Origin of the sequence: Nocardia huaxiensis, from assembly GCF_013744875.1 — a bacterium.
Classification (GTDB): domain Bacteria; phylum Actinomycetota; class Actinomycetes; order Mycobacteriales; family Mycobacteriaceae; genus Nocardia; species Nocardia huaxiensis.
Genome location: NZ_CP059399.1, coordinates 6,422,851 through 6,445,697, shown reverse-complemented (window position 1 = coordinate 6,445,697; position 22,847 = coordinate 6,422,851). Strand labels below are relative to the sequence as shown.

The window sequence follows — 22,847 nt, the reverse complement described above, 5'->3', positions numbered from 1 at the left end:
CAGCGGTGCAACAACGCCTCGTCGATCGCCACCCGGAAGTTCCGGCAGACCAGCTCGTGGCCCAGATGGTTCCTCCGCCCACCTTCGACGAGGTGAGCTTCGCGTCCTATATCCCGGACCCGAAGGAGCCCTCGCAGGCCGCGGCGGTGAAGAAGGCCGAAGAGTTCGCGAACTCGGTCACCAAGCTGCGCAAGGCCGCGGACAAGAAGTCGCTGTTCGGCAAGAAGAAGCCGGTGAGCGGCATCGGGCTGTATCTGGACGGTGGCTTCGGTGTGGGCAAGACCCACCTGCTGGCCTCGATCTTCCACAGCGTGCCCTCGCCCAAGACGTTCGGCACCTTCGGCGAGGTCACCAATCTGGTTGGCGCGCTGGGCTTCAACAATGCGGTGGAGCGGCTGTCGGGCAATTCGATCCTGTGCATCGACGAGTTCGAGCTCGATGATCCGGGCGACACCATGCTGGTCTCGCGCCTGCTGACCGAGCTGACCCAGCGCGGGGTGTCCATCGTGGCGACCTCGAACACGCTGCCGGGCCAGTTGGGTGAGGGCCGTTTCGCCGCGCAGGACTTCCTGCGTGAGATCAAGAAGCTGGGTTCGCTGTTCGAGCCGATCCGCGTGGACGGCCCCGACTACCGGCACCGTGACCTGCCGCCCGCGCCCGAGCCGACCGCCGATGACGTGCTGGTCGAAAAGGCCGCCGCCACACCGGGTTCCACCCTCGACGATTTCGATCAGCTGCTCGAGCACCTGAGCACCCTGCACCCGTCGCGTTTCGGCGCGCTGATCCACGATGTGTCGGCGGTCTACATCCGCGGCGTGCATCCGGTCCCGAATCAGGCTGTGGCGCTTCGCGTTGTGGTGCTGGCCGACCGTCTCTACGACGCGGGTATCCCGGTGACGGTCTCCGGCGCGAAGCTGGACGAGATCTTCACCCAGGAGATGTTGGACGGCGGTTACCGCAAGAAGTACTTGCGAGCCATCTCCCGGCTACTCGCCCTGTCCCGGTTCGAAGCGCCCGCTACCGCGTCCTGACGGGCCGATCCCGCGCACTGGTCGCCCGTCCGGTAGCTTGCCTGGAGATTTGCTGACTCGAGGGGTCCGGCCACGAACCGGACCCTTCGATACGAGACGAGGTGAGTAGTGATCCGTACCCGCGCCTTCCGAGCCGCGGTCGTGCTGACCGTCGGCATGTCCGCCACCTTCGGCACCGCCGCCCTGGCCTTCGCCGCCGACCCGCCGGCGGCCACCAGCAGCGTCGTCGTGAACACCGGCAACCGCTCACTCGGCCTGCAGGGCGTGCTGAACGCCCGCGACGCTGGCGGCTACCGCACCACCGACGGCCGCACCGTCCGCACCGGCCTGGTCTTCCGCACCGGCGACCTGAGCAAGGCCACCGATTCCGACCTGGCCGAGCTGACCGCCCTGCACGTGCGCTCGGTCCACGACCTGCGCACCACCTACGAGCAGCAGCTCATGGGCGTCGACAAGGTCCCCGCCGGCGCCACCGAATTCCACGACGACGTGATCGGCCAGGCCCCGCCCCAGGTCCTCGCCTCCACCCTGTCCGCGGGCACCGACCTCTACCGCGCCTTCATCACCGCCCCCGGCGCGAACGAGGCTTTCGCCAACGTCCTGCGCGACATCGCCCACAACGCCGGCGGCGTCCTCTTCCATTGCACCGCGGGCAAAGACCGCACCGGCTGGACCGCCGCGGTCCTGCTCACCATCCTCGGCGTGGACCGCGACACGGTCACCTACGACTACCTGCTGTCGAACTACTACCGCAACGCCGCGGACGGCGACATGCTCAACGGCGTCACCAAGTCCGCCCTGGACTCCGCCTTCGACCAGGCCACCCAGTCCTACGGCAGCTTCGACAACTACGTCCGCGACGGCCTGCGGCTCACCGCCGACGACATCACCGCCCTGAAGACCAAACTCCTGGCCTGACAGGCATTTCACGCAAGAACTCGAAGGGTTCAGCCGGGTCGGCTTCCGGCTGAACCCTTTTCACTGTGCCGTGTCCGCGATCCCGGCGAGAATGCGGCGCAAGCCGTACGAGAACTGTTCGGCCGGACTCGGATCGGCGGCCTCGGTCATCCGTGAAACCCGGGGATACGCACCGCTTTCGATGATTTTGCGCATGTAGGGGGCGACGTCGGCGCGCCACTCGTCCTCGGTCCGGCCGGTGCGCCGCTGGGTCTCCTTCTCGGCGAGCTCGCGCATGACCGCCCCGCGCACGTAGTCCCTGATCAGCCCGACGGCCGAGCCCGCCGCGGCAATATCGGAGGTCAGCGGCGCGGCCGCGGTGAGCGCATGTTCCAGGCCGCGCAGCCAATTGGGTCCGAGGGATGGCCGGGTGGCCAGCAGCGGTGCGAGCCAGGTATGCCGCAGCCAGAGCGCACGCTCGTGGTGGGCGTACGCCTCGAGGTCGGCGCACCAGTCTCCCGTGAGCGGCGGCTGATCCTCCTGCACCGCGTCGGCCATGAGGTCGAGCAGGTCGTCGCGGCTGTCCACGTAGCGGTAGAGCGAGGTGGTGCCCGTCGACAGTTCAGTCGCGACGCGGCGCATCGACACGGCCTCGAGCCCCTCGGCGTCGGCGAGGGCGATGGATGTCGCCACAATCCGCTCGACGCTCAGGGCCTGCCTTTTCGGCAGGTACGGCTCACGCTCCCAGACAATCGGCATGGACGGGAGTCTACCCAGTGGGTACAGTGTTCCCATGATCGGGAACGCTGTACCCACTGAAGTTCTGATCGCCGGCGGCGGTTCCGTCGGGCTGATGCTCGCGGTGCTGTTGCGCCATCACGGGGTCGAGCCCCTGGTCGTCGAGGAGCGGCCGGGGTTGTCGCCCCACCCCAGGGCCAATGGCATCGGGCTGCGGACGGTCGAGATCCTGCGTGAGGTCGGCCTGGAGGATGCGGTCAACGAGGCGGCGGTCGACCTGCGGGCCGGGAAGATCCGTGGGCGCACGCTTGCCGAGGCCGACTACACCGAAGGCGTCGCGTGGAAGGCGGCGAGTACGACCGATATCACCTACACACCGGCCCGCATCCGCGGCACCTGCGCGCAGAATCGGTTCGACCGGGTGCTGATCACCCGGGCTGGGGACGTGGAATTCGGTGTGGCGCTGGAGAACTTCGAGCAGGACCCGGACGGCGTCACCGCGACCCTGTCCGACGGCCGGGTCGTGCGGGCGCGTTACCTGGTGGCGGCCGACGGGGTGCGCAGCCGGGTCCGGGACATCCTCGGCATCGGCCTCACCGGCCCCGGTGCGATGGGCCGCGAGACGACGAGCATCCTCTTCGACGCCGACCTGCGTCCGCGAAAGCCGTTCGCCATGTGCAATATCGAGCATCCGGACGCGACCGGCCTGCTGGTCACCGTCGACGGCGAGAGTGAGTGGGTCTTCCTCACCGCCGGTGACGCGGACCCGACCCCGGAACTCCTCCGCACCGCCCTCGGCGACCCGTCGATCGACGTGAAAATCCGCAGCGTGCAACGGTTCCGGGGACGCGGCCAGGTGGCCGACCGCCTCTCCGAAGGTCGCGTCTTCCTGATAGGCGATGCGGCACATGTCATTCCGCCACTCGGCGCGTTCGGCCTGAACACCGGCATCGCCGACGCCCACAACCTGGCGTGGAAACTCGCGCACGTACTGCGCGGCGCGGCCGGCCCCGAACTGCTGGACACCTATCACACCGAGCGCCACCCGGTCGCCATGATGACGATGGAACAGGCGCGCCTGCGCTTCGAGAACCCGTCGCTGCACTGGGGCGAGGACATGGCGCAGGCCCGCCGGGCGGCCGGGGCGATCAACGCACCCGTGGTGCACATGGGCTACCGGTACGGCGGCGCGCAGCTCCCCTCCACCGAGGACGTCACCCTCGACCTGGATGGGTCGCCAGGGTCCCGCCTCCCGCACATGTGGGTCGCCGACGGCGTATCCACGCTGGATCTCGTCGGATCACAGTGGTGCATCCTCACCGCCGATCCCGTTGTGCGGGCCGAGTTTCCGGTGCACGTCGTGAACGGCTGGCCGTACGGCACGGTGCTGGTGCGTCCCGACGGGTTCGTGAGCAGTACATACGACGGCTAGCAGTGCCCCGGGCTCGCGGTGGTGCGGTCCGCCGGGGTCGGGCGGGTGGTTCGGCGATACCGCTGCGGCGATTCGATAGCCGGGGGAGTCTGATCATATGAATGCCGAGGTGGCGCGCGGGCGTGCCGCGCATCGGGCCGGACTGTGGGCCGATGCGTACGACCTGCTGCATCGCTGCGATGGCCGGGAGGATCTCGGCCCGGACGATCTGGAAATCCTGGCCGAGGCGGCGCATTTCACCGGCAGGCTGGAGGAGAGCGTCGAGGTGCGCACGCGCGTCTACCGCGCGCACCAGGCCCGCGGTGCGGCGTCCGCGGCGGCCATGACCGCGTACCGCAACTGCCTGGTGCTGTTGCTGCGCGGATCGGTGGCCGAGGCGAACGGCTGGCTGACTCGGGCGCGCCACCTGCTCGAGCCGGAGCCCGAAGGTGCTGTGCACGGCTACGTCAGCACCGCCGAGGCGGAAATGTGTTATTTCGCAGGCGATCCCGTGCGTTCACTGGCCGCGGCCAAGCGTGCCGTGGAGCTGGGCCGGCGCTGTGCGGAGGGGGATCTGCTGAATATCGGGCGGCATCAGGTGGGGCGGGCGCTGGTGGCGCTCGACGAGATCGCCTCGGGCATGGACGAATTGGATGAGGCGATGCTGGCCGCGATCGGCGGGGAGCTGGAAGCCTATGCGGGAGTGTGGATCTACTGCAGTTCCATTTATGTCTGCGACGATCTCGGGGATGTGGACCGGGCCAGCCAGTGGACGGCGGCCTTTCAGCGCTGGGTGAGCGGGCGACGGCAGGCGGGGGTGTGGTCCGGGTCGTGCCGGGCGCATCGCTCCCGGATTCTGCGGCGGCAGGGCGACTGGGCCGATGCCGAGCGGGAGGCGCGGCGGGCCTGCGTCGAGGGCTGTGAGACGGTGGCGTGGGATACCGCCAATGCGTGGTATCAGATCGGCGAGATCCGGCGGCTGGTCGGTGATCTGTCGGCGGCGGAGGACGCGTACGCCCGTGCCGTCGGCTACGGCTGGGACGCGCAGCCCGGCTTCTCGTTATTGCGTGCGGCACAGGGTGATTACCGGTCCGCCGGGGCCGGGTTGCGGCGCGCGCTCGCCGAGAATCCGGCCAATCGCGCGGAGCGGGTGCGATTGCTGCCCGCGCTGGTGGAGATCGCGATCGGCGGCGGCGACCTCGAGGGCGCGCGAACCGCGGTCGGGGAACTGTCGCTGCTGGCGCAGGGGCGGGAACGGGCGATTCGCGCCTCGGCCGCCCAGTGCGCGGGCGCGCTGCACCTCGCCGAGAACGATGTGCCCGCCGCGCTGCCACCGCTGCGGGAGGCCGGTCGCCTCTGGGCCGAGCTCGATTTCCCGTACGAGAATGCCCGTGTCCTGCACCTTCTCGGGGTGGCCTGCCGGATGGCCGGGGACGATGACGCCGCGCGCCTGCACTGGCGGTCCGCGCGCGAGGTCTTCGCCCGTCTCGGCGCGACTCCGGATGTGAAGGAGATCGACAATCTGCTCGGCGGCGCCCGCCCCCAGCCGCTCCCGGCGGGCCTGAGCCCCCGCGAGGCCGAGGTGTTACGCCTCGTGGCCGCGGGACTGACCAATCACGCGGTGGCGCAGGCGCTCTCGCTGAGCGAGAAGACCGTGGCCCGGCACGTCAGCAATATCTTCACCAAGATAGGCGTGTCCACCCGCGCGGCCGCGACCGCCTACGCCTGCCGTCACGGTCTCGACTGATCGCTGCGCAGATCTCCCCATCGCGCGGCGCGGGGTGCGGTCCGAATGGGTACTTCGCCCGATGCCGGCCTCGCCGGTGCGGTCCTATCGTCGAGATTCGACACCCGGAAAGCTCACCGGCGCAACGGGATACGCGGTGTTCGAGCAACGTGAGGAGTACGACCATGACCGCCCGCACCGAGACCTCCCAGCCCGCGGACACCCGGGTCATGGGGATCGTGCACACCGCCCTGCGCCGTGATCTGGCGCGCGCGAGGGCCGCCCTGACCGAATGGCCGTACCCGTTCGACGACCAGCGCCGCGCCCTGGCCGACCATTTGGTGTGGATGATGCGTTTCCTCGAGCACCACCACGAATCCGAGGACCAGCACCTCTACCCGATGGTGCGCGCCCGCAACGCGCAGGCGCGCGCCCTGCTGGACCGCATGAACGCCGACCACGAGTCGATTACCCCGGCGATGGCGGCAGTGGAGGGGACTGCCGCCGCCTACCGGGAATCCGCCGATGCGCGCGACCGCGTGATCGAGGCCCTCGACGCCCTGTCCGGCCTGCTGCTCCCGCACCTGGAACGCGAGGAGCAGCAGATGATGCCCATCGTCTCCGCGACCATCACCGACGCCGAATGGCGGCACTGGGACGACGAGTACAACGTGAAACCGCTGGGACCTCTCGACCTGTCCGATCAGGGCCTGTTCATCCTGGACGGCTTGAAAGGCGCTGAGCGCGAAGCGATCACGGAGCTCGTGCCCGCCGTCCCGCGCTGGATCATCCTCAACCTGATGATCCACCGCTATCGGCGGCAGGCCTTCGCCCGCTGGCGCACCCCCGAGTTCTCGCCCCTGAAAACACCCCTGCGCGGTCGCACCGAAGTCGCGACTTCCGCGTCACCGCACCAGGTCTGGAAGGTTCTCGCCGACGTCACCCGAGTCGGCGAGTGGAGTCACGAATGCCGTTCCGCCCGTTGGCTCGACGGGTCAACTGTCGCCGCGGTGGGCGCCCGGTTCAAGGGCTGCAGCGCCTCCGGGCTCCTGCGCTGGAGCCGGGCCTGCACCATGACCGTTGCCGAGGAGCCCCGTGAACTGGCGTGGATCACGCACGGCGGCGTCTGCGGTGACACCACCGAATGGCGCTTCACCCTGGAACCCGCCGCCACCGGGACCCGCATCGTCCAGACCTATCGGATCCTTTCGCTCCCCGTGTGGTTCGACCGTCTGGTCTGGTTCGCCAACCCCGCCCATCACGACCGCGCCGAGGCCCTGCGCGCCGACCTCACCCGCCTGGCCCATCTCGCCGGGGAAAGCCCGTGACCGGTTCGCGCAGCGTCCGCAAGCACCCGCCCTGAAGCTCACCGGCGACGGCATCGGCCGGGAATCCGAACCCCTGGCCTGAGACGATAATTCGCTGTCCCGCCACGACCGGCCCGGCCTATGCTTGGGCCGGGCCTTATCCGTTGGTATCCAGGTTTGAGGTAGCCCCATACTCGTCGGTCCGGCCGGCCGCGCCCGCACACTCGACCTATGTCTGATGAGCTGAGCGAACGCGAGTGTGCCCTGCGCCGGTTACCGCTGCCCTACTCGCTGGCCCTGCGCTTGCGTGACAGCGGCGTCGAACCCGAGTTGATCTGTGAGTACGTGGGGGTCGATGCCGCATCGCTGGAGAGCGTCTACCGCATGGCCGAATTGAAGCTCGCGGCCGTGTGTGAACCGGGTTCCGCGGCGAACGGCGAAGCGCCGGCATCGGATTCGGGCGGTCCGGCCGATCCCATCTGAGCCCGCCAGCCGCGCCGGGTCCGTAGCATGTGTTGTTGTGATGCGGGAGTGGCCGCTGATCGGTCGCTCGGAGGAGTTGGAGTTCATCGGCTCCGCGATGCGGCGGCGAGACGCGGCCCGGGGAGTGGTGCTGGCCGGAGGCGCGGGGGTCGGTAAGACCCGCCTGGCCCGCGAGGTCGTCGCGCTCGAGCGGCGACGCGGCGCGCGCGTGTGGTGGGTGTCGGCCACCGAATGCGCGCGGGCGGTGCCCTTGGGCGCGTTCGCGGAACTGCACGCCGAACCGGGTGATCCGCACACCGTGGTCACACGCGCCGTCGAGTGGATCGCCGGCGGTCCGGATCCGGTCGTGGTGGCCGTCGATGACGCGCATCTGCTCGACGATCTGTCGGCCTTGGTGGTGAATCAGCTTGTGCTGCACCGGCGAGCGACGGTGGTGCTGACGGTGCGCAGCGGCGAGCCGACCCCGGACGCGATCGCCGCCGTATGGAAGGACGAGCATCTCGAGCGGCTCGAGACCCAGCCGCTGTCCGAACGGGAAACCGGAGCCCTGGTGGCGGCCGCGCTGGAGGGGACCGTCGAGAGCGGCACGATCCGGCGACTGTGGCGGCTCAGCCGTGGAAACGTGCTGTTCCTGCGGCAGTTGGTCGGATCGAGCGCCTTCCGCCGCGAGGGCCAGGTGTGGCGATTGGCGGGTGAGGTCGAGGTCCCGGCCATTCTCTCGGATCTGGTGGATGTTCGAATGTCGGTGCTGCCCAGTGATGTTCGCACCGTGGTCGACCTGCTGGCACTGAGTGAGCCGCTGCCGGTCGACCTGCTCGACACGATGGTCGAACGCGGTGCGGTGGAGCGCGCCGAGGACGCCGGGGTGGTGGCGGTCGACACCGGCGAGGAGCACTGGGACGCGCGCCTGGCGCACCCGCTCTTCGGCGAGGTCCGCCGCGCCGCCATGGGCCGCCTGCGTGCCCGACGCCTGCGCGGCGAGATCGCGACAGCCTTGGCGGACAGCGCTTCCCGGCAATCCGATGTGCCGATCCGGCGCGCGGTGCTGCTGCTCGAATCCGATCTGGCAGCGGACGCGCCGCTTTTCGTCCAGGTCGGCGCGCACGCCCTCGGCCTGTGTGAATTCCAGCTCGCGGATCGCCTCGGCCGCGCGGCCGTCACCGCCGGTGGCGGCTTCCCCGCGCAGGCGATCGTGGCCTATGCCGCCATGTGGTCGGCTCGTCCCGACCTCGCCGAGGTGGAACTGGCCGCGCTCACCGACTTGGCCGCGGACGATGCCGACTATGTGCGCGCGATGATCACGCGCGCAACGAATCTCGCCTATCTCCTCAACAATCCCGACCAGGGTCGCGCTGTCCTCGCCGAGGCCGTCGACCGGGTGGCGAACCCGTCGCTGCGGGACACCCTGCGCGCTCAGCGCGCGATGATCGACTCCTGCGCCGGCGACGTCGAGTCGGCGAGAACCATTGCGCGGGAGGTCCTGTCGGCCGACGACGTCCTGGACGCGACGGTCCTGTTCGGCTCGGTCGCGCTGGTCGTCTGGGCGGCCGCCACCGGCCGCGAGGAGATGACCGCCCATGCGGTGCGCGGCGAGGCCGCCTGCGACCGCCTCGCCGACTTCGCCAACTACCGCAGTCCCCTGATGACGCAGTATGTCTTCGGCCTGGTGTGGGCCGGTCGGTTCGACCTCGCCGCCGCGGCGACGACCCGCTACCACGCCGCCGTCGGGGACAACCCCTACGCCTCCGTCGGCCTGCTCACCGGCTTCATCCTGCTGGCCCGGGGCGATCTCGAGGCCGCCACGGACGAATTGCGCCAAGCCCGAAGGGATATGGCGATGCTGGCGAGCGCCGGCGCCGGAACCTACTACGGCACTCTCATCACCGCCACCCAGTGCCTGGCCATGCACGGCGACCTCGACGAGGCCCGCGCCGCCCGCACGGAAATGCGCCGCCAGCGCGCCGCGTGCGCGGCCCTGCACATCCCCATGGAACTGCTCGCCGAGTCCTGGGTCGCCGCCGCCGAGGGAAACACCAGCGCCGCATTGGCTTTCGCGCACGATGCCGCGGCGAGCGCCCGGCAACTCGGCCAGCCCATGCACACCGTGCTGGCCCTGCACACCGCCACCCGCTTCGGCGACACCACCACCGCCGCCGAACTGGCCGACCTGGCCACCCGGGTGGACGGCCCACGCGCGCAGGCGGCCGCCGCACACGCCGCGGCCCTGGCCGGCGGCGACCCCGCCGCCCTGCTCACCGCCGCAACGGCTTTCGAGGACATGGGTGACCGCCTCAGCGCCGCCGACGCGGCCGCCCAAGCCGCCGTCGCTTTCCGCCACCAGGGGCGCAAGGGTTCCGGCAACCTCGCGGCCGCCCGCGCCCTGCGCCTGTCCGCCGACTGCGGCGGCCCGCCTACCCCCGCCGTCTCCCTGGTGGCCAATCCCCTCCCGCTCTCGGCCCGCGAACGCGAGATCATCACCCTGGCCGCCGAGGGCCTGACCAACCGCGAGATCGCCGAGCAGCTCATGCTGTCCCGCCGCACCGTCGAGGGCCACCTGTACCGCGCGAGCAACAAACTAGGCATCACCAGCCGCCAGGAGTTCGCGGCCGTCCTCGGCCTCGGCGACCAATAACGGGTCGAGTAGGTCCGCGCGCCGTCGCCGCCGATTTCGAGTAGGGACATACTCGCCGCACCCGCGGCTCCCGGGCGGATGCTGGGCATGGCCGCCGACCCGCGGCCTCTCGATCACCAGGAGGGGGAGATCATGCCCATGAACAACGCCCACAAGTCGGCTTTCGAATCGGCGATGAAGAATGCGTCGGACCGCCAGCACGAGCGCTTCCAGCGTCAGATGGACGAGAATCGCCGCGCCCGCAATCGCGCCAAGCAACAGCGCCGCGCCGCCGGGCCGGTGCCGACCGGGTCCGCGCGAGGCGATGCCGACGGCTATGGGCGCATGCCGGATCGTTCGTACTCTTCTGGCGCGCAGTCGATTCCGTCGTTCAGCGACGGCGGGTTCCGGCTCGGCCGGCTCGTGGCGTGGGTCATGGTGCTGGCCGCCCTGGGCATTGCCGCCGTGGTCGTCTACTCCATGGTGTTCGCGCCGACGGCGAATCCACCGTCCTGGGTGTGCGATTTCGCAGCCGAGGCGAGCTTCACGATTTCCAGCTGTCAGCGATGACTTATCAGCGACGCGCACAGCGCAATACGGCCGCAACGACACTCGGTGTCGACCTGTCGCGTTGTGAAGGACAGTGACATGACCAATCCGCAGCAGCAGATGACCGATAAGCGCCGCCAATGGGAGGCGTGGGCGCGCCGCAAGTTCGGTGACAATGAGACGCAGGCGCGTGCGGCCGTGGATGCGGCCCTGCGCGCGGCGGCGTCGGGGGCTTCGAGTCAGGAGGCCGCGGCCGCGGGGCTGGCGGCGGGTCAGGCGCACGAAGAACCCGATGTGCCACCGGAATTGCTGGAGCCCGCGCCCCGGGGGACGGTCGTCGGTTATGCCCGCCGGATCCGCCAGCAGCAGCAGATATCCGATGTCGGCTCCTTGCAGACGCTCGAATTCCGCGTGGAGCCGCTGCGGGGTCCGTCGCTGGTCGTGCAGATGCGTGGTTTCCTGCTCGAAGGTTCGCTCACCGACGGTGATGTGGTGGAGGTGCCGATCCGGCGCAGGCGCGGCACGTTCGTGCGGGCCGGCCGGCTGTTCAACCGCACCACCGGCTCGACGGTGGAAATGCGCAGGGGCCTGTGGGGTTCCATGTCGGTGGCCGAGACGATGTACGGCCGCGTGCTCGCCCGCACCTTCTACTTCCTGTTCTTCGCCGTGTTCTTCGCCTTTGTGGCGGTGTTCGCCGGAGCCGTGCTCTACGGGACCGTGTGGCGCGACGATGCGGGGCAGCCGGATCCGCCGTCCTGGTTCTGCGCGACGGCGGAGAAGATCGGCTTCGACAGCGTGCCCGGCTGCTGACCCTCACTCGCACAACATGATTGGAGTTGTCCGTGTCCACTGCCGGACCACCTGAGGATCCCGCCGCGAATCCGGGCGGTGATCGTGACGACCAGCGGCGGCGTGAGCGCCGCCTACGCCCGGACCTGCCGGACTGGGATGACGATCCGGCCCCGGGCCCGCGCTGTCAGGAGTGTCCGCTGCGCGACCGACCCCGCTGGTATCAACGACCTTTGCCGATGTTCGGCGCGGGAGTCGGCGTGATGGCCGTGGTCGCCGCACTCATCGCCCTGCTGGCGGTGGGCGTCGCCGATTCGGACCCGGCGGGGGCAGGAACCCGCGAGAGCACGACGGTCAGCCCGGCCATCGAGGAGAACGGCGACCCGATCGGCCCGAATGCGCGGCCGACGACCGCGGTGAGGGTGCAGCCGACCACCCGGGCTCCGGAATCGAAAGTCCCTGCGCGCACAACGCAGCGGCCCACCACGGTGACGGTCGCCCCCGATACCGGGACGCCGGACCCCACCGAGGAGCACACGCCCGAGCCTCCGGTGACCACTCGCCCACCCGCGGTGACCACGACGTCGGGGTAGCGCCGCCCGACTACGCATCGAATGACGAGGATCGACGATGGGAACCAGATACCCGGGAGCCGGGGGCTTCACCCCGGGAGCCATGCAGGCCGCCATGGCGCGCAGTCATCACGACAACCAGGGCCATGGCCGGGTGGAGTGGTGGATGCGGGTGGACCAGGACGGTTCCACCGGTCGCAACCTCGAAAGCTCCAATCACGCAACAGGTTCCAGCACCTCGTCGGATCTCGCCACCAAACCTGACGGCACCGTGGTCGCCACCACGACCGCGGTCTTCCGCAATAGCGACGGCAGCACCACGACCGTCGTCGCGCAGGGCGAACGCCACCCCGACGGCACCACCTCCTGCTCCACCACGGTCTCCGGCGCGCCGTTGCACGTGACCGGCCCGCTGACCGACCGGCAGACCATTACCGACGGCGATTCGACCGTGCACGTCACAACGACCGTCAATGCCGAAGGGACACTGGAGCAAACGGTCACCAGCACCGATCACCACGGCGGCGGCACGGTGTCCCAGCACAGCGTGTACTCGGCCGACGGCTCCTATTGGCGGGTGGACGGCACGACCACCGACACCGACGCGCACGGCAATACGGTGACCGTCAGCACCAGCGGCGGCCTCGATATCGACGGTTCCGCCGCGAGCCTGACCGAGGTGGAGGTACGCGACGCCCACACCGGCGAAACTCGTTCCGAGGCTTGGGGCGTCAACTCCGATGGGGAGGACTTCCACGCCACCGGGGTCACCGACGCCCTCGGCCATTCGGAGACCACCATCGTGACCGCGCACGCCGACGACAGCTACACGGTGACGACGGTGGATCACGACGTGGACGGCAGCACCACCGCCGAATCGCACGACTTCGATTCGGACGGAGACGAAATTGCGCCCTGGGACGGGGACGTGTCGAGCGTGCTGGCGGACGGAGTCGACGACGACCGGTACCCCGACGATCCGGATTCCGAAGAACACGCGGCTGCGGAGCAGCACGCCTACAACGATTGAGTGAACCGATGGAGCAGATAGACGTCAATTCCCTGAACTACGACCCCGACATCGATCCCGGGGAGCAGCACGATGAATCTGCTTCCAGCACACCGCCGTCCGTTTGGGCCGACCCGCCTCCGGACGAGTACGAACCGCTCGCGACGCCGGTTGCCGATCCCGGTCCCGGCGGCCCCATGGCCGCCTTCGCAATTGGCGGCCTCGCAGCCGATGCCGCTCTGGCACAACCGATTGCAGATCAAGTCGGCGGGAAATCCCAGCCCGGCAACGGGGTGTGGACGATGCCGGTGCAGACCGTCATCGGCGAACCCGACGACACCGGCCCGGTCGACGACCCGACCACGACGATCGAAGTGAAGCAGTGGACCGAGCACGGCGTCAAACACACCCTGGTCACGGGAAAGGACGCGGACGGCGAGATCACCGGCACCCGGCACACCTGGACCGAACACGGCCACAAACACGAGCGGATCAGCCAGTCCGCGGAAGATCACGGGAAGTCGGTGGAGACCGAGACCTGGACCGTCAAGGGCGTCGAGCACACGAAGATCACCGAGCGTGACGTGACGACCACTCTGTCGGGCAATATCCGCATCTTGACCACGTCTGCGGAGACGTATCAGGACAAGAACGGCAAGCACACCGACAAGACGGAGCGGGAAACTTTCACCGACTCGCGCGGCAAGCCCTTGCCGCCGTGGGCAGAGCCCCCGAACATCCCCGCCGAGTCGCGACTCCTGCCGCCGCCACCACCACCGCCGCCGCGCCAGTGACAGAACCAGAAGAGAGCAACCTGATGGACCACATCGATGTCAACGCCCTCAACACCGATACCGACACCGAGCCGGACGAACTCAGCTCCGGTACGCAGCCTTCCGAATGGGCTGAACCGCCTTCCGGCGTCGCGGACCAGCTCTCCAGCGAGAACGACCCGCCCGGCTCCGGTGGTCCCCTGGTCGCCTTCGGCATCAGCGGCGCCACCGCCTGCGCGGCACTCCACGATGACGTGGCCCACGGCTTCACGGCGGAGAGCAAACCCCTGCATGATAGATCCGGCGGAACAGAGCACACCCAGCGGTGGAACACACAGGGCGACAGCGGAAGTCACTGGACGACCAGCATCACCGATCGCGGTGGTGAGGTTGTTTCCCGGACCACCTTCGACACCTACCTCGACGAGCATGATCGCAGAGTCCAAGTCGAGGTCGAATCGGATGGTCAGGGGAATACCGTGTCGCGATCGGAAATGATCATCTCGAAAACCGGTGACCACCACACCAAGTTGGAGAACGACGACTACACGCACAAGTCGGGCGATCGGATCGACCTTACGCAGCACTCGTCCTCCGACACCTGGAATACCGGGACGGGCAGTCACAACCTCCGCACCGACATCGAAACCTGGACCGAGAAGGACGGATCCGTCCACAGGCTCGAAAGGTCCACCAGAACCGACACCCGCGGTGATGGCTCGTCCACCAGCAAGGTGTCCGAGACGTCCAAGACGTGGGGAGCGGACGGCAAATACACCGAGAGCAAGACCTACACGACGACGGATGTGGGCAGGAATGGCACGCGGAGCTCGGCGACGGTCGGTCCGGTCACCGTCCCGAGGCATTGACGGGGCCGTATCATGAGCAACCATCGGATCGTCGCGGCGATCGATTTCGGTACGCACGGAACGGGTTACGCGTGGGCGTTCGCGTCCGAGCGGGACAGGGAGCCGCGGCAGCGCGGTATTCATTTCTTTGATGAATGGGCGGGGCAGCCCAGCAGTTACATCAAGAATCGGACAGCGCTGTTGCTGGGGCCCGATGGCGTGCCTGTGGAGTGGGGGCATCAGGCGCGGCGACGGTTCCATACCGACTCGCGCACAGGTGTTTTCGAGTATGTGGATCAGTTCAAGATGGATCTGCTGGAGGATCCGGATTCGGGCGTACCGGGCACCTCGGTGGCGCGGCGCGCCGATCTCAGCTCGTATCTGGTCACCTCTTATCTGCGCTTGTTCTTCGAGTTCGCGGTGCGGGACATCGTGGCGCGCAGCGCGGTGACCGAGCACGAAATCCTCTGGTGCCTAACGGTTCCCGCAATATGGAGGGACCGGGAACGCCAGATCATGCGGCAGTGTGCGGAGCAGGCTGGAATTCCCGGCGACCGGTTGTTGCTCGCGGTCGAACCAGAGGTGGCGGCGCTGTACTGCCGCCACGATGTCGGTCTGCCGGGCACCGATACGGCCGGTGACCGGTTCATGGTCGTGGACGCCGGGGGCGGGACCGTCGATATCACCGCCTACGAGGTGACCGAGCACGGCTTGATCGAGATCGGCTACACCTCCGGCGGCGGCCACGGATCGACCTATCTGGACCAGGATTTCATCGGTCAGGCCATGGTTCGACGGCTCGGCCGCGGCGCGCTGGACGCGGCGTACGAGAAGGATCGGGGTTCCTTCGCCGACCTGCTGGACGCGTGGGAGCGGGCGAAGCTCGGCTTCGATCCGACGGCAGGCCACGACCTGGTCGTGTCCCTGAACAATCGCCTGTACCGCAATCTGGACACCGACGCGCGCGAAAAGCTGGCGCGGGCGCAGAACGGCATCGACGACGAGATCATTCTCGATCCGGTGGAGGCCATCGGCCTGTTCGATCGCACCGTCGAGCCGATTCTGGATCTGGTCGACGAACAGCTCACGCGCATCGGCGGCGCGGGCGTGGGCCGGGTGCTGCTGGTGGGCGGGTTCGCGCAGTCCCGGCACCTGCAGAATCAGCTGCGCCAACGCATCGGATCCCGTTCGACCCTGGTGATTCCGTCCAAACCCGCGTGGGCGGTTTTGATCGGAGCCGTGCACTACGCGCTCGCGCCGTCCACGGCGATCGCCGGCCGCCGCTCCCGCTTCACCTACGGCGTCGCCACGGCCATGCCATTCGAAGACGGCCGCGATCCGGAGCAGTACCGCACCCGCGGCTATGCCGAGGATGTGTGGTGCGACAACAGATTCGATATCTTCGTCCGGGCTGGTGAGATCATCGGTTCGGGACATGAGGTGCGGCGCACCTATCGGCCGCTGCACGACGGGCAGATCACCATCGACTTCCGGATCTTCACCGCGGTAGACGCGGAACCCCGGTATGTCAGCGACAGCGGCTGCGGCAAGGTCGGTGACATGACCGTCGACGCGACCGGTTCCCTGGCGCTGCCCACGGCCGACCGCGTGGCGGAGGTGACCATGACGTTCGGCGGTACCGAGATCGCGGTCCGGGCCAGGGATCTCGAGTCCGATCGCGATGTCCGAGTCACCCTCGATTTCGTCACCGACCACTCCACTGCCCCGGACCCGGTGGGCGCGCTGCCCACGTCACGAAAGATGCTGAAGCGGAGCGCAAATGGCTGAGCGTGACCCCCATGCGGGGACCCCCGCCGCCGCCCTGCTCGAGCTCCTCGAGGAACGCGTGCGTGGCGTATCGGGCTACTGCGAGCACTTGCACCGCAACGAGTTGCCGCGTCTGTCCGCCGACATAGCCCGGCTCCGCACCGAATTCGCGGCCTTGAATGCCCGATTCACAGCGGTCCTGGCTCACCAGCACCGGGCGGAGGAACCCGACACCACGACAACCGATCATCTGAGCCACTACGAGATCACCCATCAACTGCGCTCGTTCGTCGAACAGGACCTTCGCCGCGCCGCCACGGCCTTTCTGGCTCCGGGCGTCTCGTACAGCGACCGTGCCCAGCTGATAGGCCGCTGTGCCGCCGCACTGTTCGAGCATGCCGAGATCGATCGCGCCGCCATCGAGGAGATCTTCCGATCCGATTCGATCGACACCGCGCAACTCGAATACGACATCATGCAGCGCGCGGCCGAAATACGGCAGGCAGCAACCGATCTCGGACACGACTACCGGTGGGATTTCACCTGCGAGCCGGGCACGCCGCTCGACGCCGGCACTCAGGAACCGTGGGGCGTGTGCGACCCGGACCAACCAGCGGCGTTCGTCGTGGTGCCCGCCTACTACGTCTCACGCCGCCTGCTGCTCAAACAACAGGTCGTCACGAGCGAGGATCCAGACCACCTCGGCACATGACCACAGGGAGGGAGTTCGATCATGGTGTCCAACAAAGAGACGCGATCCTCCGAGGGATCCGGGCGAACGCACTCCGGCGCGGTGTCGGCCTTTCCGCCGGCCCCGGATGTCGGCCTGCCGCTGCGGGCGCGGATCGGTGCGCTGCGGCGGTTGAACACCGGCCTGGAGCAGATCCGCGCGGCCGGAGGACCGGTGACCATAGTGCGGGTCGGGCCGAAGTGGCTGGTGCCGCCGTTCGCGGTGGTGACCTCTCCGCAGGGGGCCAAGGACGTGCTGGGTGGCTCGGACGGTGCGTTCGACAAGCAGTCGGTGTTCTTCGTGGAGGCGCGGAAGTGGCTGGGCCTCAATCTGTTCAGCGTCGCGCATCGGGAGTGGCTGCCACGCCGGAAGGCGTATCAGCCATTGTTCACCAAACGGCACGTGGCGGAGTATGCCGGGGCGATGGCGGGGGTGGCGGACGGGTGTGCGGCGGCATGGGTGCGGGCGGGGCGGGTGGACCTGGCCACGGAAACGCGGCGGCTCACCTTGCGGGTGCTCGGAAGCGCCTTGTTCGGAACGGACCTCGATGAGCAGGCCGAGGAGGTGGGGGAGTCGCTGGCGTGCAGTGCGGCGTTCGTGCTCGACCGTGGGCTGCGGCCGGTGCGCGCGCCCGCCTGGTTGCCGACGCCCGCGCGCCGCAGGTTTCGTGCGTCGCGGGCGTTCGTGTACGCCATCATCGACGAGGCGATCGCGGCGGCGCATCGGGATCCCGATGCCGCGCCGCTGCTGCGCTTGTTCTTCGACATCCGGGATCTACACACCGGAGAACCGTTGAGCGACACGGTGATCTGCCGGGAGCTGGTGACCTTCCTGTTCGCGGGTCACGACACCACCGCCACCACGCTGGCGTACGCGCTGTGGATACTGGGCCGCGACACCGCGATCCAGGATCGGGTAGCCGAAGAGGCTGCGGCGCTGGGGGATCGGCCGCTGCGTGTCGAGGACGTGCCCGAACTCGCCTATACGGTGCGCGTCGTGCACGAGACGTTACGGGTGTGCCCGCCCGCGCCGGCGCTGGCCCGGCAGGCCATGCGCGATGTGGTGGTGGACGGGTTCCGCATCCCGGCGGGCACCAATATGGTGATCGGGACCTACGCCATGCATCACGATCCGGCGTTGTGGGACAACCCTTCCCGCTTCGACCCGGACCGTTTCGACCCCGAACGATCGGCCGGGCGCGACCGCTGGCAGTTCCTGCCCTTCGGCGGCGGCCCGCGCACCTGCATCGGCGATCATTTCGCCATGCTGGAGGCGACCCTGGCATTGGCGAGCATCGTGCGCAGGGTCCGCCTCGAATCGGTCGAGCCTGATCTACCGCTGGCGACCCCGTTCACCATGGTGGCCGCCGGACCGGTTCCGGCGCTGGTGCATTCCCGCACCTGAACCGGCCCTCGGCCCGTATTCCGTTGCCGCTCAGCTGGCCTCGGGTACAGCCTGCGCACCCCGCAGGCTGTACAGCTCCCGGGCCCGCGCCGGAGTGATGGTTTCGCGCACCGTCGGTTCCTCGAACTTCAGGTGCTGCGCCAGAATCTGTCCCGCCATAGGTGCGATGAACGGCGCGGCCTTGATCAGCCCGAAGGATCCGAACAGCGTGAACAGCCACACAATCAGCCGCGCCGGAATCTTGACCAGCGGATCCACGATGCGAGGCACGTTGTAGCGCCCCAGCTTTCGCATCCACATCGGCGTGATGGGGGCCGAGGCCAGCGACAGCACCCGGCTGCCGAGCGCGAAGGAGATGCCCGCGCCATTGCGCGGCGAGGTGCGCAGCAGATGGTGCATGCCCTCCTCCGCGGCCTCGGAGGTGCACAGCCGCGAGCGCACCTGCGCGTAGTACTCGCGCACGCCCTCCCGGGTGCGGGGCACGTCCTCCGGCTTGCAGGTCTGGAGTTCGGCCGCGATGGCGCACTCCTCCCAGTACCGCGCCTCTTCCTCGGCGGTGAGTCCCGGTCCGTACACCTCGTACGCCTTGAGCACCGAGTGCCAGCCGGTGATGTGGATCCACAGCTGGGTCTCGGGGCTGTTGGCCGCGTACCGCTTGCCGCTGATGGGTTCGATCCCGGTCATCGGCGCGTGCACGTGCATCAGGTGCTCGGACGCCTGGATGGCGGTGCGCCCGTCGGCGATGGCCACGAGCAGGAAGTACGCGAAAGTGTTGTCGAGCCGGCTGCGCGGGTTGCTGTAGATACCCCTCGAATCGGCAACGGCCGCGGTCAGGAACGGGTCGAAGTGTTCCAGTACGACCGCGCGCTGGAAGCCGATCACGGCGGTGGGGGAGGTCCAGACCTTCCAGCTCGGCGAGCCGGGTCCGAAGAACCCGTAGTCGTCGCGGCGCAGGGTGGTCGCATCGAAGCCCATCAGCAACTCCTCGTGTGTGATCGCCCCACCGGCGATCAATACAACGGCACCGTAGCAATTGCGCGCGTCGAATACAACGGTCGCGTAGCATTTACTCCGAATCGGTGACCGGACTCCCTGCATCGAGCCGGGGTAGGTTCCACCCGAATGACGGACCGATTTCGGGCAACGCGAGACCAGCTGACACGATGAACCGGTGGAGGTGAGCAGGCAGTGACGAAGTCCCGCGCGGCGAGCGCGCAGCCCCGGCGTCGCTACGCGCCCCGCCTGCCTCCGCAGGAACGTCGCGCCCAGCTCCTGGATGCCGCCTTCGCGGTGCTGGAGAAGGCCGAACTGCACGAGCTCAGCATGGAGGCCGTCGCCCAGGAGGCGGGTGTGGGAAAACCCGTGCTGTACACGGTCTTCAAGACTCGCGCCGAGCTCGTCGAGGCCCTGCTCGAACGGGAACGTGAACGCGGCCTGGAGCAGGTGGCCGCCACCCTGCCCGTCGACCTGCTGGGCGCCGACCCGGTGGTCGCGGCGTCGGCGACGGTCGAGGCGTTCGTCAGTGGCGCCCTGGCGAATCCGACCCGCTGGCGGCTGATCCTGGCCTCGCCCACCAGCGCCCCCGAGGAGTACCGCGCCGCCCTGCGCAGCTCCCGCACCGGCATCTTCGATCAGGCCGAGGCCCTGGTCCGCATGGGCGCGGCCCTCGACCCGCGCTGGGCCGCAATGGATTCCGGCCTGGTGGCCAACTCGCTGCTCACCGTTGCCGAAATGCTGGGCCGTCTGGCGGTGAGCGAACCCGCCGAGTACCCGAAGGAGCGGATCGAGGATTTCGTCCGCTCCGTGGTACGTTTGCTCGGCAGCCTCCAGTAGTCCGGAAGGCTAAGCCTTGCCGCCCTGTTCGGCGTACCACCGGTCGATGAGCGCGGGCAGTTCCTTGCCCATCCAGACGAAGAACTCGTGCATATCGCGCACCCGCGCGGCCTGCTCGCCGTTCGGATCGTCGAACAGCGCCAGACCGCGCGCGGTCATGGCCGTGAGGCTGTCGTACATGGCGCTCTGCTTGCGGGTCAGATCCGGCAGCACCCCGGGCCGGATCGAGTAATAGTCCCGCCGCTCACCGGGTTTGGTGGTCTTGTCGACCCAGTGCATGGTGGTGAGCGTCTTGAGCGCACTCGAAATGGACCCCTTGGACGCCTGCAGCGCCTCGGCGATCTGATTGAACGTCTGCTGCGGCGGTTCGCACACCAGCAGCCAGCCCGCGGCGCGGCCGACCATGCGGACCAACCCCATGCGTTCGAGTACGAGCGCGAAATCCTCCACGAAGGCCAGCTGCGCGTCGGTGGGTGCGGTGGTGGGTTCAGGTGCGCTGGTCATGGCTCGAGTATTCCTTCCGGTGGATAGGCGAATGCGGGGTGGGTTCATCCGAACCCACCCCGCGGGGTGTTCTAGACGGCCAGGTCTCGCCGGTTGAAGACCGTGAGCGCCACGCCGATCGCGACGGCGGCGAGGGCGGCCAGGATTCCCAGGTTCCCGGCATTCCATCCGTTCACCAGCGTGGAATCGCCGATGGCGTAGTGGAACGGCGAGAGGTTCTGCATCCACTTGGCCCCGTCGATGAAGGCTCCCAGGCTGTTGGCGAGGTATCCGCCGACCACCAGCAGCGCCGCGAATCCGAGGGTCTGGGCACGCTTGCCGGTGACCGCGCCCACCAGCAGCGTGAGCGCTCCGACCGCCAGCCCGAGCAATCCGAGGCCCGTGACGGCGGCGAGGATATTGCCCGCCGGGACGTCCATCCCGCCGGCGTTCGCACCGGCGAGTACGCCGACCGCGAGCACCGTGGTGACCACTGCGACCTGCACCGCCAGCGCCGCGAACCGCTGCGCCAGCAGCGAGGTGCGGCTGATCGGTTGTGCGAGAAGCAGATCCAGTGTCCCGCTGTCTTCCTGCGACGCGGTGCGCCCCGCCATGGTGACCGCGAAGATCACCATGAGCAGCAATCCCATCAGCGCGAAGATGGTGGATTGCAGATACCCTGCGGCACTGCCGAAGTCGCTCATGCCCATGGCCGTGTACACGTCGTTCTGCTTGATATTGCTCAGTGAGCCTTGCTCTTTCATCGAACTGAACGACGGCAGGTACATCATCGGCACCAGTCCGAGGCCGATGGACCAGCCGATGAGTCCGCGCCGCTGTTCCTTCAGCGTCTGGGTGAAAACCGTGCTCTTCATGACGGAAAACTCCTGTGGGAGAAAGTGACAGGTGGTGTCAGCGGCGTTCGTAGAGGTCGAAGAACAGCTCTTCGAGATCGGGTTCACTGGAGAGGACGCTCACCAGGTGGTACTTGGCGGCGGTCTTGAACAGCGCGTCGACTTCGCCTTCGGTGGTGCAGCGCAGCGTGTTTCCCTCGACGGTCAGATCGCGCACCCCGGGCAGTCGATCGAAGTCGTCCCCGAAGATGTTCTCGCCGAACACCATTTCCACCGAGCGTGGCGCGCGCCGCCGCAGGTCCTCGACGTTCTCGGTGCCCAGCAGTCGTCCGGCGCGCATGATGACGGCCCGATCGGCGGTCTGCTGCACCTCGCTGAGAATGTGTGAGGACATGAACACGGTCTGGCCGTTGGCTTTGGCCTCCTCGACCAGGCTCAGAAACCGTTGTTGCAGCAGCGGATCCAGCCCCGAGGTGGGTTCGTCGAGAATGAGCAGGTCGGGCCGGTGCATGAAGGCGGCGACGATGCCGACCTTCTGCTTGTTGCCCTTGCTCATGGCTCCGACCTTCTTGGCGAGGTCCAGATCCAGCAGTCCGGCGAGTTCGTCGATGCGCCCGGCGGGCACGGTGCCGTGCTGGTCGGCGAGGAAGCCGAGCAGCTGCCGCGCGGTATTGCGGCCTTCGAGGGCGAGTTCGCCGGGCAGGTATCCGATGCGCCGCCGCAGCTCGGCTCCGCCGGTGCGCGGATCGGTGCCGAAGACCTCCACGCGTCCGGAGGTGGGCCGGATGAGGTCGAGCAGAATCCGGATGGTGGTGGATTTGCCCGCACCATTGGGTCCGAGGAATCCGAACACCTCACCCTGCGCGACTTCCAGGTTCAGGTCGGTGAGGGCCACATTCTTGCCGTAATGCTTGGTCAGACCTGCGACGCGGATGGCGGGGGCGGTCATCTCTACTCCTTCGATGGCACCCACTCTGTGTTCTGTAGGTGCGATGTGTTCAGTCTGCACTGAACACATAGAACATGTCAACC

General features: G+C 68.3%; 22 protein-coding genes. 17 read left to right on the top strand and 5 right to left on the bottom strand.

Features of this window, described 5'->3' with window-relative positions; translation table 11 throughout:
* The first annotated feature begins 5 nt into the window (after positions 1–5).
* Together zapE and H0264_RS29275 are read left to right on the top strand one after the other, a co-directional pair.
* Entirely contained in the window at positions 6–1,031 is a 1,026-nt protein-coding gene (gene zapE / locus H0264_RS29280; RefSeq protein ID WP_181580540.1) for a cell division protein ZapE, read from the top strand.
* Between the two features lie 108 nt (positions 1,032–1,139).
* Entirely contained in the window at positions 1,140–1,949 is an 810-nt protein-coding gene (locus H0264_RS29275; protein ID WP_244975981.1) for a tyrosine-protein phosphatase, read from the top strand.
* Positions 1,950–2,009: 60 nt separating this feature from the next.
* Here the strand turns inward: H0264_RS29275 and H0264_RS29270 are convergent, their stop codons facing one another.
* A complete protein-coding gene (locus H0264_RS29270) occupies positions 2,010–2,687 on the bottom strand; it encodes a TetR/AcrR family transcriptional regulator (RefSeq protein ID WP_181580539.1) in 678 nt (225 codons plus the stop codon).
* Positions 2,688–2,721: 34 nt separating this feature from the next.
* Between H0264_RS29270 and H0264_RS29265 the strand changes: the two genes are divergently transcribed.
* The 14 genes from H0264_RS29265 to H0264_RS29200 all read left to right on the top strand — a co-directional run bounded on the left by H0264_RS29265 (position 2,722) and on the right by H0264_RS29200 (position 18,645).
* Positions 2,722–4,098: an FAD-dependent monooxygenase gene (locus H0264_RS29265; RefSeq protein ID WP_181580538.1), complete on the top strand. Its 1,377-nt coding sequence runs from the start codon at positions 2,722–2,724 to the stop codon at positions 4,096–4,098.
* A 97-nt stretch (positions 4,099–4,195) separates the two neighbouring features.
* On the top strand, positions 4,196–5,824 hold the full coding sequence (locus tag H0264_RS29260) for a helix-turn-helix transcriptional regulator (RefSeq protein ID WP_181580537.1): 1,629 nt from the start codon (positions 4,196–4,198) through the stop codon (positions 5,822–5,824).
* A 164-nt stretch (positions 5,825–5,988) separates the two neighbouring features.
* Entirely contained in the window at positions 5,989–7,131 is a 1,143-nt protein-coding gene (locus H0264_RS29255; protein WP_181580536.1) for a hemerythrin domain-containing protein, read from the top strand.
* Positions 7,132–7,341: 210 nt separating this feature from the next.
* Entirely contained in the window at positions 7,342–7,593 is a 252-nt protein-coding gene (locus tag H0264_RS29250; RefSeq protein WP_181586137.1) for a hypothetical protein, read from the top strand.
* Positions 7,594–7,633: 40 nt separating this feature from the next.
* Entirely contained in the window at positions 7,634–10,225 is a 2,592-nt protein-coding gene (locus H0264_RS29245; protein ID WP_231087328.1) for a helix-turn-helix transcriptional regulator, read from the top strand.
* A gap of 132 nt (positions 10,226–10,357) precedes the next feature.
* A complete protein-coding gene (locus H0264_RS29240; protein WP_181580534.1) occupies positions 10,358–10,774 on the top strand; it encodes a hypothetical protein in 417 nt (138 codons plus the stop codon).
* Between the two features lie 78 nt (positions 10,775–10,852).
* Positions 10,853–11,563 (top strand): hypothetical protein, encoded by a 711-nt coding sequence (locus H0264_RS29235; protein WP_181580533.1) that lies wholly within the window; start codon positions 10,853–10,855, stop codon positions 11,561–11,563.
* 32 nt (positions 11,564–11,595) lie between these two features.
* Positions 11,596–12,135, top strand: a complete 540-nt coding sequence (locus tag H0264_RS29230; RefSeq protein WP_181580532.1) for a hypothetical protein — start codon at positions 11,596–11,598, stop codon at positions 12,133–12,135.
* Between the two features lie 37 nt (positions 12,136–12,172).
* Entirely contained in the window at positions 12,173–13,144 is a 972-nt protein-coding gene (locus tag H0264_RS29225; protein ID WP_181580531.1) for a serine-rich family protein, read from the top strand.
* An 8-nt stretch (positions 13,145–13,152) separates the two neighbouring features.
* Positions 13,153–13,917 (top strand): hypothetical protein, encoded by a 765-nt coding sequence (locus H0264_RS29220; RefSeq protein WP_181580530.1) that lies wholly within the window; start codon positions 13,153–13,155, stop codon positions 13,915–13,917.
* 23 nt (positions 13,918–13,940) lie between these two features.
* The gene (locus tag H0264_RS29215) at positions 13,941–14,765 is read left to right on the top strand and encodes a hypothetical protein (RefSeq protein ID WP_181580529.1); all 825 of its coding nucleotides are present in this window, start codon (positions 13,941–13,943) and stop codon (positions 14,763–14,765) included.
* A 12-nt stretch (positions 14,766–14,777) separates the two neighbouring features.
* On the top strand, positions 14,778–16,532 hold the full coding sequence (locus tag H0264_RS29210) for an Hsp70 family protein (protein ID WP_181580528.1): 1,755 nt from the start codon (positions 14,778–14,780) through the stop codon (positions 16,530–16,532).
* Entirely contained in the window at positions 16,525–17,223 is a 699-nt protein-coding gene (locus tag H0264_RS29205; RefSeq protein WP_181580527.1) for a hypothetical protein, read from the top strand. Before H0264_RS29210 ends, H0264_RS29205 begins: the two co-directional genes overlap by 8 nt.
* Positions 17,224–17,244: 21 nt before the next feature.
* Positions 17,245–18,645: a cytochrome P450 gene (locus H0264_RS29200; protein WP_181580526.1), complete on the top strand. Its 1,401-nt coding sequence runs from the start codon at positions 17,245–17,247 to the stop codon at positions 18,643–18,645.
* Positions 18,646–18,675: 30 nt separating this feature from the next.
* On the opposite strand, the gene H0264_RS29195 is transcribed toward H0264_RS29200, so the two are convergent.
* Complete coding sequence (locus tag H0264_RS29195) at positions 18,676–19,620, bottom strand: oxygenase MpaB family protein (RefSeq protein WP_181580525.1); 945 nt, start codon at positions 19,618–19,620, stop codon at positions 18,676–18,678.
* Positions 19,621–19,833: 213 nt separating this feature from the next.
* Between H0264_RS29195 and H0264_RS29190 the strand changes: the two genes are divergently transcribed.
* Complete coding sequence (locus tag H0264_RS29190) at positions 19,834–20,478, top strand: TetR/AcrR family transcriptional regulator (RefSeq protein ID WP_181580524.1); 645 nt, start codon at positions 19,834–19,836, stop codon at positions 20,476–20,478.
* A gap of 9 nt (positions 20,479–20,487) precedes the next feature.
* Here H0264_RS29190 and H0264_RS29185 read toward each other — a convergent pair whose 3' ends face one another.
* The 3 genes from H0264_RS29185 to H0264_RS29175 all read right to left on the bottom strand — a co-directional run bounded on the left by H0264_RS29185 (position 20,488) and on the right by H0264_RS29175 (position 22,764).
* Positions 20,488–20,982 (bottom strand): GbsR/MarR family transcriptional regulator, encoded by a 495-nt coding sequence (locus H0264_RS29185; protein ID WP_181580523.1) that lies wholly within the window; start codon positions 20,980–20,982, stop codon positions 20,488–20,490.
* A 71-nt stretch (positions 20,983–21,053) separates the two neighbouring features.
* Positions 21,054–21,836: an ABC transporter permease subunit gene (locus H0264_RS29180; protein ID WP_181580522.1), complete on the bottom strand. Its 783-nt coding sequence runs from the start codon at positions 21,834–21,836 to the stop codon at positions 21,054–21,056.
* A gap of 37 nt (positions 21,837–21,873) precedes the next feature.
* Positions 21,874–22,764, bottom strand: coding sequence for an ABC transporter ATP-binding protein (locus tag H0264_RS29175; protein ID WP_181580521.1), 891 nt, complete (start codon positions 22,762–22,764; stop codon positions 21,874–21,876).
* Positions 22,765–22,847 lie beyond the last annotated feature (83 nt).